The organism is Stenotrophomonas sp. I18B00994 (genome assembly GCF_014145825.1).
Lineage (GTDB): Bacteria > Pseudomonadota > Gammaproteobacteria > Xanthomonadales > Xanthomonadaceae > Stenotrophomonas > Stenotrophomonas maltophilia.
On sequence record NZ_JACIUW010000030.1, the window covers coordinates 25,088 to 37,203 of the forward strand.

Genomic DNA, 12,116 nt, shown 5'->3' on the forward strand with positions numbered 1-12,116 from the left:
GGTTCTCCGCTTACTTCGCGTCGCCGGCCGGGGCGGCAGGCTGGGCGGCCGCTGCCGGCTTGGCCGGAGCAGCGCCCTTCTCGGTGGCCTTGACCGGCATGCCGGGGCCGATCTTCTGCAGGCCTTCGACAATGACCTTGTCGCCGGCCTTCAGGCCGTCCTCGACCAGCCACTTGTCGCCGACCGTGCGGCTGACCTTGACCGGGCGCACTTCGACCTTGTTGTCCTTGCCGACCACCATCGCGGTGGTGTCGCCCTTCGGATCGCGGGCGATGCCCTGCATCGGCACCAGCACTGCATCACTGCGCACGCCGCCGCCGATCACCGCACGCACGTACATGCCCGGCATCAGCAGGCCGTCCGGGTTGTCCACCTTCACGCGCAGGCCGAAGCTGCCGGTGGTCGGATCGACGCTGACTTCGGAGAACTCCAGCGTACCCTTGTGCTCGAAGGTGCTGCCGTCTTCCATCAGGATGCTGACCGGCAGGGTCTGGTTGTCCTGCAGGCGGCCGGCGGCCAGTTCGCGGCGCAGCTGCAGCAGCTCGGCCGAAGACTGGGTCAGGTCGACATAGATCGGGTCCAGCTGCTGCACGGTAGCCAGTGCATTGGCCTGGCCGGCGCTGACCAGCGCACCCTGGGTGACGCTGGACTTGCCGATGCGGCCGCTGATCGGCGCGGTGATGCGGGCGTAGCCCAGGGTGACGTTGGCCGCATCCAGCGATGCCTTCGCGGCGCCGACATCCGCCTCGGCCTGCTTCTGCGCGGCCACGGCATTTTCCAGGTCCTGCTGGCTGACCGCATCGACCTTGGCCAGCTCGGTGATGCGCTTGGCGCTCAGCCGGGCGGCGTTGGCGGTGGCCTCGGCGCGGGCCAGCTGGGCGCGGGCACTGTTGGCCTGGGCGCGGTAGCTGGCGTCCTCGATCTGGTACAGCGGCTCGCCGGCCTTGACCATGCCACCTTCGGTGAACAGGCGCTTGGCAACGATGCCATTGACCTGCGGGCGCACTTCGGCGACCAGGTAGGCGTTGGTACGGCCCGGCAGTTCGCGGGTCAGGCCCACGGTCTCGGACTTCAGCGTGACCACGGTGACGTCACCCGGGCCCTGCTCGGGGGCCTGGGGTTGGCCGCCGCAGGCAGCCACGGCTGCGGCGATGGCCAGCGACAGTGCAAAGGGTCGGATTCGGCTCAGCAACATGACGGAAAGGCTCTTGAAGGAAAGGATCTCAGCCGGCGCTGATCCGGCGGACCCTTCGACCGGTAAAGGTGAAGACCGTGAGAACAGCGCCCACCCGGGTGGAGCGGGAGCCGGACCGGCCTGCCACGCACACGACGGGAATGATGGGAGCGAAATATACATACATGCTTGTTTGTTTGTAAACCGGTACAATTCAGCCACGTTTCACCCGCACTCGTACCCATCCATGGCCCGCAAGACCAAAGAGGACACCCAGGCAACCCGGGAAGGCATCCTTGACGCCGCCGAAGCCTGCTTCCATGAACACGGCGTGGCCCGTACCACGCTGGAGATGATCGGCGCCCGCGCCGGCTATACCCGTGGCGCGGTCTACTGGCACTTCAAGAACAAGAGCGAGGTGCTGGCCGCGATCGTCGAACGGGTGCACCTGCCCTTCATGCAGGAACTGGAGCGCACCTCGACCGACCAGCGCGACACGCCGGTGCACGACCTGCGCGCGGTGATGATCCACTCGTTCATCGAACTGTCCGAGGACGAGCGACTGCGCAAGACCATGGAGATCATGCTGCGCAGCGATGCCTCGGCCGACACCAAGGTGCTGACCGAACTGCAGCAGGCCGGTTTCCGCGATGGACTGGAGCGGATGGAACGTGCCCTGCGCCGGGCAAAGGACCTGGGCCAGCTGCGCGAGGGTGCAGACCCGAAGATCGCCGCACGCATGCTGCACGCCACCGTGCTGGGCGTACTGCACGGTGCGATGGTCGAACCGGAACTGATGGACCTCAAGCGCGATGGCATGCTCGCACTGGACATGACCCTGGCCGCCTACGTAAAGGACGGCGTGTTCGTTCCCGGCACCGTGCCCGAGCCGCTGCCCGAGGCATGAGCGGGTTTACTGCCGCCACCGCAGCCCCACTGTGAGGACAGACCCATGATCCTGGACAACGTGGTGTGGGGCTTCATCGGCTGCGGCAGCGTCACCGAGAAGAAGAGCGGCCCCGCCCTGGCCAGCACACCCGGCTCGCGGGTGGCGGCGGTCATGCGCCGCAATGCCGCATTGGCCGAAGACTATGCGCGGCGCCACGCGGTGCCCCGCTGGTACACGGATGCCGACGCGATGATCGGCGATCCGGACGTGAACGCGGTGTACGTTGCAACACCGCCCTCCACGCACATGCAGTACGCATTGCAGGCGATCGCCGCGGGCAAGCCGGTCTACATCGAAAAGCCGATGGCCATGGACCACGACGAGTGCCAGCGCATCATCGCGGCCAGTGCACGCCGTGGCGTGCCCGTGTTCGTCGCCTACTACCGCCGCGCCCTGCCCCGATTCGCGCAGATGAAGCAGCTGCTGGACAGCGGCGCGATCGGTACACCGCGCAGCGTTCGCGCCACCCTGCATCGGCCGCATTCGGCGAATGCCGCATCGCCCGACTTCTGGCGGACCAATCCGTCGATCGCCGGCGGCGGGCTGTTCGTCGATCTGGGCTCGCATACCCTGGACCTGCTCGACCATCTGCTGGGGCCGCTGAGCGACGTGCGTGGCCTGGCCAGTTCGCTGACCGGCGCCTACGCCGCCGAGGACAGTGTCTCGATGTGCTTCCGTACCGGCAGCGGGGCGCACGGCATCGCGCAATGGAGCTTCTGCGCGTTCCGCCGCCAGGATGAGGTCGAGATCACCGGCGACCGCGGGCAGCTGCGCTTTGCCACCTTCGAGGACGTTCCAGTGGTTCTGGAGACCGAAGCGGGCATGCAGGCATTCGACGTCCCGAACCCGCCATCGGTCCAGCAGCCATTGATCGCCTCCCTCGTGGACGAGCTGCGCGGCAACGGCCGTTCGCCCTCGACCGGCATCAGCGCCGCCCGCACCAGTGCGGTGATCGACCAGGTGCTGCGGGACTACCGCACCCGGCAGTCGCGCTGACCGCACAAGAAAATGGCCGCCCTGCGGCGGCCTTTTCTGTTGCAGCGGGCGGGGTCAGAGCCCTCGCTGGGGCGAGGGATCCGACCCCAACAGGCATTACAGGATGTAGCGGCTCAGGTCCGGGTCCTGCACCAGCTCACCCAGGTGCTTGTCGACGTAGGCGCTGTCGATCGCCAGGCTTTCGCCATCGCGGTCCGGTGCCTCGTAGCTGAGCGAATCCAGCAGGCGCTCCAGCACCGTATGCAGGCGACGGGCACCGATGTTCTCCTGGCGCTCGTTCACCTGGAAGGCGATTTCGGCCAGGCGCTCGATGGCGTCGGCGGTGAAGCTGACCTTGACGCCCTCGGTAGCCAGCAGCGCCTCGTACTGCTTGGTCAGCGCGGCCTTCGGCTCGGTCAGGATGCGCACGAAATCACCCTTGCTCAGCGCACCCAGTTCAACGCGGATCGGGAAGCGACCCTGCAGCTCCGGAATCAGATCGCTGGGCTTGGCCAGGTGGAACGCACCGGATGCAATGAACAGGATGTGGTCGGTCTTGATCGTGCCGTACTTGGTGGACACGTTGGAGCCTTCCACCAGCGGCAGCAGGTCGCGCTGCACGCCTTCGCGGGAGACATCGCCGCCGCCCACGTTATCGCCACGCTTGGCGACCTTGTCGATCTCGTCGATGAAGACGATGCCGTGCTGCTCGCAGGCCTCGATCGCCGCAGTGCGGATATCGTCCTCATTGACCAGCTTGCCGGCCTCTTCCTCGATCAGCAGCGGTCGCGCGGCCTTGATGGTCAGCGTGCGCTTGTGCGCCTTCGCGCCGCCGCCAAGGTTGGCGAACATCGACTTCAGCTGCTGGCCCATTTCCTCCATGCCCGGCGGGGTCATGATGTCCATGCTGACATTGGCGGCCAGGTCGAGTTCGATCTCGCGCTCGTCCAGCTCACCGTTGCGCAGCATCTTGCGGAACTTGATGCGGGTCTCGTTGTCCTGCGCCGACGGTTCGTTGCGGGCGACTTCCGGATCGAAGCCGATGCCACCGCTGCGGCGCGGCAGCAGCGCATCGAGGATGCGGTCTTCGGCGCGTTCCTCGGCCTGGGTACGCACGCGCACCTTGGCCTGTTCGCGGTACAGCTTCACTGCCGTATCGGCCAGGTCGCGGATGATCTGCTCGACGTCCTTGCCGACGTATCCGACTTCGGTGAAGCGCGTGGCTTCGACCTTCACGAACGGCGCGTTGGCCAGCGTGGCCAGGCGACGCGCGATCTCGGTCTTGCCGACGCCGGTCGGGCCGATCATCAGGATGTTCTTCGGCATCACTTCATTGCGCAGCTCAGGCACCAGCTGCATGCGGCGCCAGCGGTTGCGCAGGGCGATGGCCACGGCGCGCTTGGCGTCGTGCTGGCCCACGATATGCCGGTCCAGTTCCTGCACGATCTCGCGCGGGGTCATGGTGGCGGAGGAAACTTCGATCTTCGACATGGATGTGCTCACGAATTCGTTGTCGGTCGCGCCGGCCGCTGGCCGGCAACCAGGCACGCGTGTGGGGGATCATGAGGTTGCCGGCCAGCAGCCGGCGCGACCCTCAGAGTTCCTCGACCACCACGTTGCGGTTGGTGTAGATGCAGATATCGCCGGCAATGCCGATCGCTTCGCTGGCGATGGTGCGCGCATCCAGTTCGGTGTGTGCCATCAACGCGCGTGCAGCCGACAGCGCATAGGAACCACCCGAGCCGATGGCGATGATGCCGTCCTCCGGTTCGATCACATCGCCGGTGCCGCTGATGATCAGCGAGGTTTCCTTGTCGGCCACGGCCAACAGGGCTTCAAGCTTTCCGAGGCGGCGCTCGGTGCGCCAATCCTTGGCCAGTTCGACCGCAGCACGCTGCAACTGGCCGTGCTTTTCCAGCTTGGCCTCGAACAGCTCGAACAGGGTGAAGGCATCGGCGGCGGCACCGGCAAAGCCGGCCAGCACCTGGCCATCACGACCGAGGCGGCGCACCTTGCGCGCATTGCCCTTCATCACGGTGTGGCCCAGCGTGACCTGGCCGTCGCCGGCAATGGCCACGTGCTCGCCGCGACGGACGCAGACGATGGTGGTGGCGTGGAAAACGTTGGGGTTCTGACTGGGGTCCATGATGCCTCCGGGGTGACAGAACCAGAGGTGGGGACTGCCCTGCGCCCTTCAAGCCACCCGCGACCGGCTGCCGCACGGGCAACGTTCAGCTTTCTCCGCTGCCCTCGCTGCTGCTTCGACGCTTCGCGCGCGGATGCGCCGCGTCGTAGACCTTGGCCAGGTGCTGGAAATCCAGGTGGGTGTAGATCTGGGTGGTGGCGATGTCGGCATGGCCCAGCAGCTCCTGCACGCCGCGCAGATCACCGGATGATTCCAGGATATGGCTGGCGAAACTGTGCCGCAGCATGTGCGGGTGCACGTGCTTGAACAGGCCCTGGCGCTGCGCCAGCTGGCGGATGCGGATCTGCACCGCGCGTTGGCTGATCGGTCCGTTGCGGCCGGGAAATACCGGCGAGGCCGGACCACCGCCACTTTCGGCGCGCCACGCCTGCAGCGCTTCGCGCGCCGGCCGGCCGAACGGCACGCGGCGCTGCCGATTGCCCTTGCCCAGCACGTTGACCAGCCCGCTGTCGAAATCCAGATCGCGCCAGGTCAGCGCGCAGACTTCGCTCAGGCGCAGGCCGGAAGAATAAAAAAGTTCCAGCAGCGCGCGGTCACGGCGGCCGAGTTCACCTTCCGGCTCCAGCTCGACCAGCTGCACGGCCTCATCGGCGTCGAGGACCTGTGGCAACCGGCGCGGCGCGCGCGGCGCCTTCAGCGTTGCTGCAGGACTGACCTCGATGCGGCCGTGCTTGAGCAGCCAGGCATAGAAGCTGCGGCAGGCGGACAAGCGGCGCTGCAGGCTCTTGGCCGACAGGCCACGGCGGTGCTCATCGGCGACGAACTGGCGCAGCGCGTCGGCATCGAGTGCCTCCACTGCAACACCGCGCGGCTCGGCCCAGACCGACAGCGCGTCCAGGTCACGGCGGTAGGCATCGAGCGTATGCGCCGACATCCGCCGCTCCACCTGCAGATGCTGCAGGAAGGCCTGTACCGCGCTCATCGTCGTGTCCTGCTCAGCCCGGGAAGCGCTTCAGGCCGGCGACCAGGGCGTCGCCCATCATGCGCAGGAACAGCGTGCCCATGCCCGGATAGAAACGGTTCGGATCGTGGCTGCCCACCGCAATCAGGCCCACGCCCGGCAACGGCAGCAGCGCGGTGGTCTGCACTTCCTCGCTGCGCACGCCATACAGCACGGCATTCTTTTCCGGCTGCAGGCGGCCGCAGATCGGCTCGCCGTCCTTCAGGCAGTCGCGGAACGGGCCGAGCTGCGGATCATCGGCGGCGATCACCTGCAACCAGTCGGCCTGTTCCAGCCCGGCCACCGGTGTGTGCACCACCAATCGCACCAGGTCGCCGGCGAAATCTTCCTGCAGCGAGGCCGCCATCGCACGCAGGGTGTCGGCGGCGTTGTCCTGCTTCATCAACGCCAGGGTCAGCTGGTGCGTGCGCACCGCCAGGCGTTCGTTGACCTGGGCAGTCGCGCCCAGGTCGGCCAACCGTCGTGCCAGCTCGCGGTTCTTCTCGCGCAGCACCTCCAGCTGGTAGCTGGCCAGCGACGCGGTCGGGCCGTCGTCACGCGGCACCACCAGGGTCAGGGCCAGGTCCGGGAACTGCTTGAGGAAGCCCGGATGTCGCCGCAACCAGGCAGCGACCTCGTGGGCCCCGAGCTTGTCGACGGTTTCGGTCATGCCATCCACTCCCCTTCGAAGACGAATGCGGTCGGGCCGGCCATCACCACAGGCTGGCCATCGCCCGGCCACTGGATGCGCAGGTCACCGCCGGGCAGGCTGATGCGCGCATCACGCTGCAGGCGGCCGCGCTGCATCAGGGTCACCGCAGCGGCGCAGGCGCCACTGCCGCAGGCCAGGGTTTCGCCGACGCCGCGTTCATTCACACGCAGGCGTGCATGCGCCGGGCCCATCACCTGGGCGAAGCCCACGTTCACCGAGCGCGGGAACGAGGCATGCTGCTGCAGCAGCGCACCGACGCGCTCGATCGGTGCAGCATCGATCAGGCCCACTTCGATCACTGCATGCGGGTTGCCCATCGACACCGCAGCGAAACGCACGCTTTCGCCCTGCAGCGGCAGCAGGTATTCCTCGCGCGCGTGGGCGAAACCCACCAGCGGCACGTTGGCCGGCTCGAACGCCGGCACGCCCATGGTCACCGCGAACTGGCCATCGCCCAGCACTTCCACCTCATGGCTGGCCAGCGGGCTGTCGATGACGAAGCGGTCGCCCTGCGCACTGCCTTCGCGCACCAGCCAGGCGGCGATGCAGCGCGCACCATTGCCGCACTGTTCGGAATTGGAGCCGTCGGCATTCCAGATGCGGTACGACGCCACCGAGCCTTCCGCGCGCGGCGCTTCGATGGTCAGGATCTGATCGCAGCCGACGCCGGTGTGGCGGTCGGCCAGCTGCGCGGCCAGTTCAGGCGTGGGCGGCGCGGTGCCGTCACGCAGGTCGATCACTACGAAATCATTGCCCGCGCCATGCATCTTGCTGAAGCGCAGGGCCTTGGAACCGGCCTTACTCATTCCCGCCGCCCACCTTCTTCGCAGGCGCAGGCGCCGGTTGCGTGGTCGGTGCAGCCGGCTCCACGGTCGTGGCCGGGGTGCCGCTGCCTTCGGTCTGCGCCGGGGTCGCTTCGGTAGCGGGCTCGGCAACAGGTTCGACGGTTTCTTCCACCGGCACCGGCTTCTGCGGCAGTACCAGCGGGCCCTTGTTGCCGCAGGCGGCGAGGAACAGCAGCGAAGCCGCTGCCAGCGGAATCAGGATGGCGTTTCGATGGGGGATCTTCATGCCCCGAGTATAGCCATTGGCGGCTGAGCGGTTGGTGCAGGGGATCGGGTTGCCGGCCAGCGGCCGGCACTACCGCAGGTGCTCAATCCGCGGGGGGCGGCAACGGCCGGGTCCACAGCCAGATCGCCACCACGGTCATGCTGCCGATCGAGAACCACTTCACCCAGGCAATCGGCACGCACCAGAGCATGATGCCGGCGCATACCGCCATGGTGATCGTGGCCATCCACTTGCCGTAGCGGCTGACCGCCCCGTGTGCCTGCCAGTTGGCGATGGCCGGGCCGAAGCGTGGATGCTGCAGCAGCCAGTTGTGCAGGCGCTCGGAGCCACGCGAGGCGGCCCAGGCCGAAATCAGGATGAATACGGTGGTCGGCAGGCCCGGCACGAAGATGCCGACGATGCCGGTGCCGAGGCTGACATAGGCCAGCAGCCACCACGCCCAGCGGAAACGCACCACGCGCGGTGGCGTGGTGGCACCGCGAGGGACGGAAGGATCTGGCGCGCTCATGGCCGCAAGGATACCGGTTCAGGGTGCCAGGCAGTGCCCGGCACCCTGTCGCGATCACGGCTGGGCGATGCCCAGCTGCTGCAGTACGAACGCGTACGACTCGGACAGCTCGCGATAGCGCTGGAAGCGCCCCGACTTGCCGCCGTGGCCGGCTTCCATGTTGGTGCGGAACAGGATCGGGTAGTGGCCGGTGTTGTCGTCACGCAGCTTGGCCACCCACTTGGCCGGTTCCCAGTACTGCACCTGCGAATCCCACAGGCCGGTGCCCACGAACAGCGCCGGGTACGCCTGCTGCTTCACGTTGTCGTAGGGCGAGTAGGACAGCATGTAGTCGTAGAACTGCTTCTGCTCCGGGTTGCCCCACTCGTCGTACTCGTTGGTGGTCAACGGAATGGTCGGGTCGAGCATGGTGGTCACCACATCGACGAACGGCACCTGGGCCACCATCACGCGGTAGTCCTGCGGCGCCTGGTTGGCCACCGCGCCCATCAGCAGGCCACCGGCACTGCCGCCGGATGCCGCCACGCGATCCTTCGCCGCCCAGCCCTGCGCCACCAGGCCACGGGTGACGTCGATGAAGTCGTTGAAGGTGTTCTGCTTGTGCAGCAGCTTGCCGTTCTCGTACCAGTCGCGTCCCATTTCCTGGCCACCGCGGATGTGGGCGATGGCATACACCACGCCGCGGTCGAGCAGGCTCACCGCGGTCTGGTTGAAATACGGATCCATCGACATGCCGTAGCTGCCATACGCGTACTGGAACAACGCGCCCTTGCCATCCTTCTGGTAGCCCTTGCGGTAGACCAGCGACACCGGCACCTTCACGCCATCGCGTGCGGTGATCCAGACGCGGTCGGTTTCGTACTTCGACGCGTCATAGCCGATCACCGGCTGCACCTTCAGCTGGCGGCGCTCACCGGTGGCGGTGTTCAGTTCGAACACGGTGGTGGGGGTGGTCATCGAGGTGTAGACGTAGCGCAACCAGGGCGTATCGGCCTCGGTGTTGTCGCCCAGGCCCATCGAGTACGCCGGCTCGTCGGCCTTCACGTAGTCGCTGCGGCCATCCTTGAACAGCAGGCGGATGCGTTCCAGGCCCTCGGAGCGTTCGGCGATGGCGGTGTAGCCATCGAACAGTTCGAAGCCTTCGATGAACACCGCATCGTCGTGCGCGATCCAGTCCTTCCACTGCGCACGCGAGGTCGCATCGGTCGGTGCGGTGACCAGCTTGAAGTTCTTGGCACCGTCATTGGTACGGATCACCCAGCGGCCATCGTAGTGGTCGGCGTCGTACTCGACATCGCGCTGGCGCGGCGCCAGCACGGTGAAGTGGGTCGGGTCGCTGGCCGGCGCGTAACGCTCTTCCGAGGACACGGTGCTGTGCACGCCGATGGTGATGAAGCGATCGTCGCGGGTGCGGCCGATGCCCATGTAGAAGCTGTCGTCCTTCTCTTCGTAGACGACGGTGTCGGCGCTGGCCGGGGTGCCCAGCACGTGCTTCTTCACGCGCACGGTCAGCAGCGTTTCCGGATCGTTCTCGACATACAGCACGGTGCGGTTGTCGTCGGCCCAGACCAGGTCGCCCGAGCTGCCGGTGATCACATCGGGCAGCACCTTGCCGGTGGCCAGGTCCTTGAAGCGGATGGTGTACTGGCGGCGGCCGACATCATCATCGGCCCAGGCCAGCAGCTGGTTGTCCTGGCTGACTTCCATCGAGCCGACGCTGAAATAGCCCTTGCCGGCAGCCATCGCGTTGACGTCCAGCAGGATTTCCTCGGCGGCCTCCATGCTGCCCTTGCGGCGTGCGTGGATCGGGTAGTCCTGGCCGGTTTCGAAGCGGCTGTAGTACCAGTAGCCACGCTCGCGCGCCGGCACGCTGGAATCGTCCTGCTTGATGCGGCCGACGATCTCCTTGTAAAGGGTGTCTTCCAGCGGCTTCAGCGGCGCCAGCAGCTGGTCGGCATAGGCATTCTCGGCCTGCAGATAGGCCAGCATGTCCTTGTTCCCGCGCTTGTCGTCGCGCAGCCAGTAATAGTCATCGTTGCGGGTCGCGCCGAACGGCGCCTTGACCACATGCGGATGCTTGGCGGCATCCGGCGGAACGGGCGGAGTGGCGGCGGTGGCAGTGGTGGTCATCAGGCTGGCAAGCAACAGGCAGAGGGTGGATTTCATGAGATAGGGCTCCTTGAGGGGCAATGCAATGGCGTCCTTGCGCCCGAGTCTGGGTTGCGGAAGGACGGTGGGCAACCCTGCGGAACGTCATGGTGGCCATGCCTGCCGGCACTGCCAGAGCGCGTGACCCCGGTGCGCGGCGTACCATGGGCTGCATGAGTACCCTGCCCCATACGCCGGGCTACAGCCGGCGCAGCCATGAAATCGCCCCGTTCCACGTGATGTCCCTGCTGGCCCGCGCGCAAGCGCTGGAACAGGCCGGCCACGACGTGATCCACCTGGAAATCGGCGAACCGGACTTCACCACCGCCGAACCGATCGTGCGTGCCGGCCAGGCCGCATTGGCCGCCGGCCATACCCGCTACACCGCCGCACGTGGCCTGCCCGCCCTGCGCCAGGCGATCAGCGGCTTCTATCGCAGCCACTACGGGCTGGACATCGACCCCGAACGCATCCTGGTCACCCCCGGCGGCTCCGGTGCGCTGCTGCTGGCCAGCAGCCTGCTGGTCGATCCCGGCCGCCACTGGCTGCTGGCCGACCCTGGTTATCCGTGCAACCGCCACTTCCTGCGCCTCGTTGAAGGCGGCGCACAGCTGGTGCCGGTCGGCCCGGACACTGCCTACCAACTCACACCGTCGCTGGTGGAACAGCATTGGAATGCCGACAGCGTCGGCGCGCTGGTTGCCTCACCGGCCAACCCGACCGGCACCGTGCTCTCCGCCGACGAACTGGCCGCCCTGTCGAAGACCCTGCACGCGCGCGGTGGTCACCTGGTGGTGGACGAGATCTACCACGGCCTCACCTATGGCCTGGATGCACCCAGCGTGCTGCAGGTGGATGACAGCGCATTCGTGCTGAACAGCTTTTCCAAATACTTCGGCATGACCGGTTGGCGGCTGGGCTGGCTGGTGGCACCGCCAGCAGCCGTGCCGGACCTGGAGAAACTCGCGCAGAACCTGTACATCAGCGCGTCGAGCATCGCCCAGCATGCCGCACTGGCGTGTTTCAGCGACGAAGCGATGTCGATCTTCGAACAGCGTCGCGAAGCGTTCCGCCAGCGCCGCGACTTCCTGCTGCCCGCGCTGCGCGAGCTGGGCTTCCGCATCGAAGTCGAGCCGCAGGGTGCGTTCTACCTGTACGCCGATGTCAGCGCATTCACCGATGACGCACAGGCGTTCTGCGCCCACTTCCTGGAAACCGAGCACGTGGCATTCACGCCCGGGCTGGATTTCGGCTTCCATCGCGCCAACCAGCACGTGCGCCTGGCCTATACCCAGGAAGTGCCGCGGTTGCAGGAGGCGGTGGCACGGATCGCGCGTGGGTTGCAGCGTTGGCAGGGATCACGTTGGCGGTAGTGCCGGCCGCTGGCCGGCAACCCGGGAATGCGTGAATGATGCGGTTGCCGGCCAGCGGCC

Annotated in this window: 12 protein-coding genes; 3 read left to right on the top strand and 9 right to left on the bottom strand. The window is 66.9% G+C overall.

Annotated features, from left to right (window positions below; genetic code table 11):
- Positions 1 to 10 precede the first annotated feature (10 nt).
- Positions 11 to 1,195, bottom strand: a complete 1,185-nt coding sequence (smeD, locus tag H4O10_RS20835; RefSeq protein WP_049455000.1) for a multidrug efflux RND transporter periplasmic adaptor subunit SmeD — start codon at positions 1,193 to 1,195, stop codon at positions 11 to 13.
- Between the two features lie 226 nt (positions 1,196 to 1,421).
- Between smeD and smeT the strand changes: the two genes are divergently transcribed.
- Both smeT and H4O10_RS20845 read left to right on the top strand, forming a co-directional pair.
- On the top strand, positions 1,422 to 2,081 hold the full coding sequence (gene smeT / locus H4O10_RS20840) for an efflux transporter SmeDEF transcriptional repressor SmeT (protein ID WP_049454998.1): 660 nt from the start codon (positions 1,422 to 1,424) through the stop codon (positions 2,079 to 2,081).
- Between the two features lie 45 nt (positions 2,082 to 2,126).
- Positions 2,127 to 3,119, top strand: a complete 993-nt coding sequence (locus H4O10_RS20845) for a Gfo/Idh/MocA family oxidoreductase (protein WP_111118892.1) — start codon at positions 2,127 to 2,129, stop codon at positions 3,117 to 3,119.
- 96 nt (positions 3,120 to 3,215) lie between these two features.
- On the opposite strand, the gene hslU is transcribed toward H4O10_RS20845, so the two are convergent.
- From hslU to H4O10_RS20885, 8 genes are all read right to left on the bottom strand, one after another.
- Positions 3,216 to 4,589: an ATP-dependent protease ATPase subunit HslU gene (gene hslU / locus H4O10_RS20850; RefSeq protein ID WP_005414521.1), complete on the bottom strand. Its 1,374-nt coding sequence runs from the start codon at positions 4,587 to 4,589 to the stop codon at positions 3,216 to 3,218.
- Between the two features lie 103 nt (positions 4,590 to 4,692).
- The gene (gene hslV / locus H4O10_RS20855; protein WP_005411093.1) at positions 4,693 to 5,244 is read right to left on the bottom strand and encodes an ATP-dependent protease subunit HslV; all 552 of its coding nucleotides are present in this window, start codon (positions 5,242 to 5,244) and stop codon (positions 4,693 to 4,695) included.
- Positions 5,245 to 5,329: 85 nt separating this feature from the next.
- Complete coding sequence (xerC, locus tag H4O10_RS20860) at positions 5,330 to 6,226, bottom strand: tyrosine recombinase XerC (protein WP_005411094.1); 897 nt, start codon at positions 6,224 to 6,226, stop codon at positions 5,330 to 5,332.
- 13 nt (positions 6,227 to 6,239) lie between these two features.
- Complete coding sequence (locus tag H4O10_RS20865; protein ID WP_005411095.1) at positions 6,240 to 6,914, bottom strand: DUF484 family protein; 675 nt, start codon at positions 6,912 to 6,914, stop codon at positions 6,240 to 6,242.
- Positions 6,911 to 7,762 (bottom strand): diaminopimelate epimerase, encoded by an 852-nt coding sequence (gene dapF / locus H4O10_RS20870; RefSeq protein WP_049454991.1) that lies wholly within the window; start codon positions 7,760 to 7,762, stop codon positions 6,911 to 6,913. Before dapF ends, H4O10_RS20865 begins: the two co-directional genes overlap by 4 nt.
- Complete coding sequence (locus H4O10_RS20875) at positions 7,755 to 8,027, bottom strand: lipoprotein (RefSeq protein ID WP_005411097.1); 273 nt, start codon at positions 8,025 to 8,027, stop codon at positions 7,755 to 7,757. The genes dapF and H4O10_RS20875 overlap by 8 nt, the downstream gene beginning before the upstream one ends.
- An 82-nt stretch (positions 8,028 to 8,109) precedes the next feature.
- Complete coding sequence (locus H4O10_RS20880; protein WP_033834523.1) at positions 8,110 to 8,535, bottom strand: YbaN family protein; 426 nt, start codon at positions 8,533 to 8,535, stop codon at positions 8,110 to 8,112.
- 54 nt (positions 8,536 to 8,589) lie between these two features.
- Positions 8,590 to 10,701, bottom strand: coding sequence for an oligopeptidase B (locus H4O10_RS20885; protein WP_049404076.1), 2,112 nt, complete (start codon positions 10,699 to 10,701; stop codon positions 8,590 to 8,592).
- A 155-nt stretch (positions 10,702 to 10,856) separates the two neighbouring features.
- On the opposite strand from H4O10_RS20885, the gene H4O10_RS20890 reads away from it, so the two are divergent.
- On the top strand, positions 10,857 to 12,056 hold the full coding sequence (locus H4O10_RS20890; protein ID WP_174842249.1) for a pyridoxal phosphate-dependent aminotransferase: 1,200 nt from the start codon (positions 10,857 to 10,859) through the stop codon (positions 12,054 to 12,056).
- Positions 12,057 to 12,116 lie beyond the last annotated feature (60 nt).

What these genes read in the sequence shown, in the direction of transcription:
- smeD (WP_049455000.1), bottom strand. Translation starts at nt 1,195, where the DNA reads ATGTTGCTGAGCCGAATCCGACCCTTTGCACTGTCGCTGGCCATCGCC.
- smeT (WP_049454998.1), top strand. Translation starts at nt 1,422, where the DNA reads ATGGCCCGCAAGACCAAAGAGGACACCCAGGCAACCCGGGAAGGCATC.
- H4O10_RS20845 (WP_111118892.1), top strand. Translation starts at nt 2,127, where the DNA reads ATGATCCTGGACAACGTGGTGTGGGGCTTCATCGGCTGCGGCAGCGTC.
- hslU (WP_005414521.1), bottom strand. Translation starts at nt 4,589, where the DNA reads ATGTCGAAGATCGAAGTTTCCTCCGCCACCATGACCCCGCGCGAGATC.
- hslV (WP_005411093.1), bottom strand. Translation starts at nt 5,244, where the DNA reads ATGGACCCCAGTCAGAACCCCAACGTTTTCCACGCCACCACCATCGTC.
- xerC (WP_005411094.1), bottom strand. Translation starts at nt 6,226, where the DNA reads ATGAGCGCGGTACAGGCCTTCCTGCAGCATCTGCAGGTGGAGCGGCGG.
- H4O10_RS20865 (WP_005411095.1), bottom strand. Translation starts at nt 6,914, where the DNA reads ATGACCGAAACCGTCGACAAGCTCGGGGCCCACGAGGTCGCTGCCTGG.
- dapF (WP_049454991.1), bottom strand. Translation starts at nt 7,762, where the DNA reads ATGAGTAAGGCCGGTTCCAAGGCCCTGCGCTTCAGCAAGATGCATGGC.
- H4O10_RS20875 (WP_005411097.1), bottom strand. Translation starts at nt 8,027, where the DNA reads ATGAAGATCCCCCATCGAAACGCCATCCTGATTCCGCTGGCAGCGGCT.
- H4O10_RS20880 (WP_033834523.1), bottom strand. Translation starts at nt 8,535, where the DNA reads ATGAGCGCGCCAGATCCTTCCGTCCCTCGCGGTGCCACCACGCCACCG.
- H4O10_RS20885 (WP_049404076.1), bottom strand. Translation starts at nt 10,701, where the DNA reads ATGAAATCCACCCTCTGCCTGTTGCTTGCCAGCCTGATGACCACCACT.
- H4O10_RS20890 (WP_174842249.1), top strand. Translation starts at nt 10,857, where the DNA reads ATGAGTACCCTGCCCCATACGCCGGGCTACAGCCGGCGCAGCCATGAA.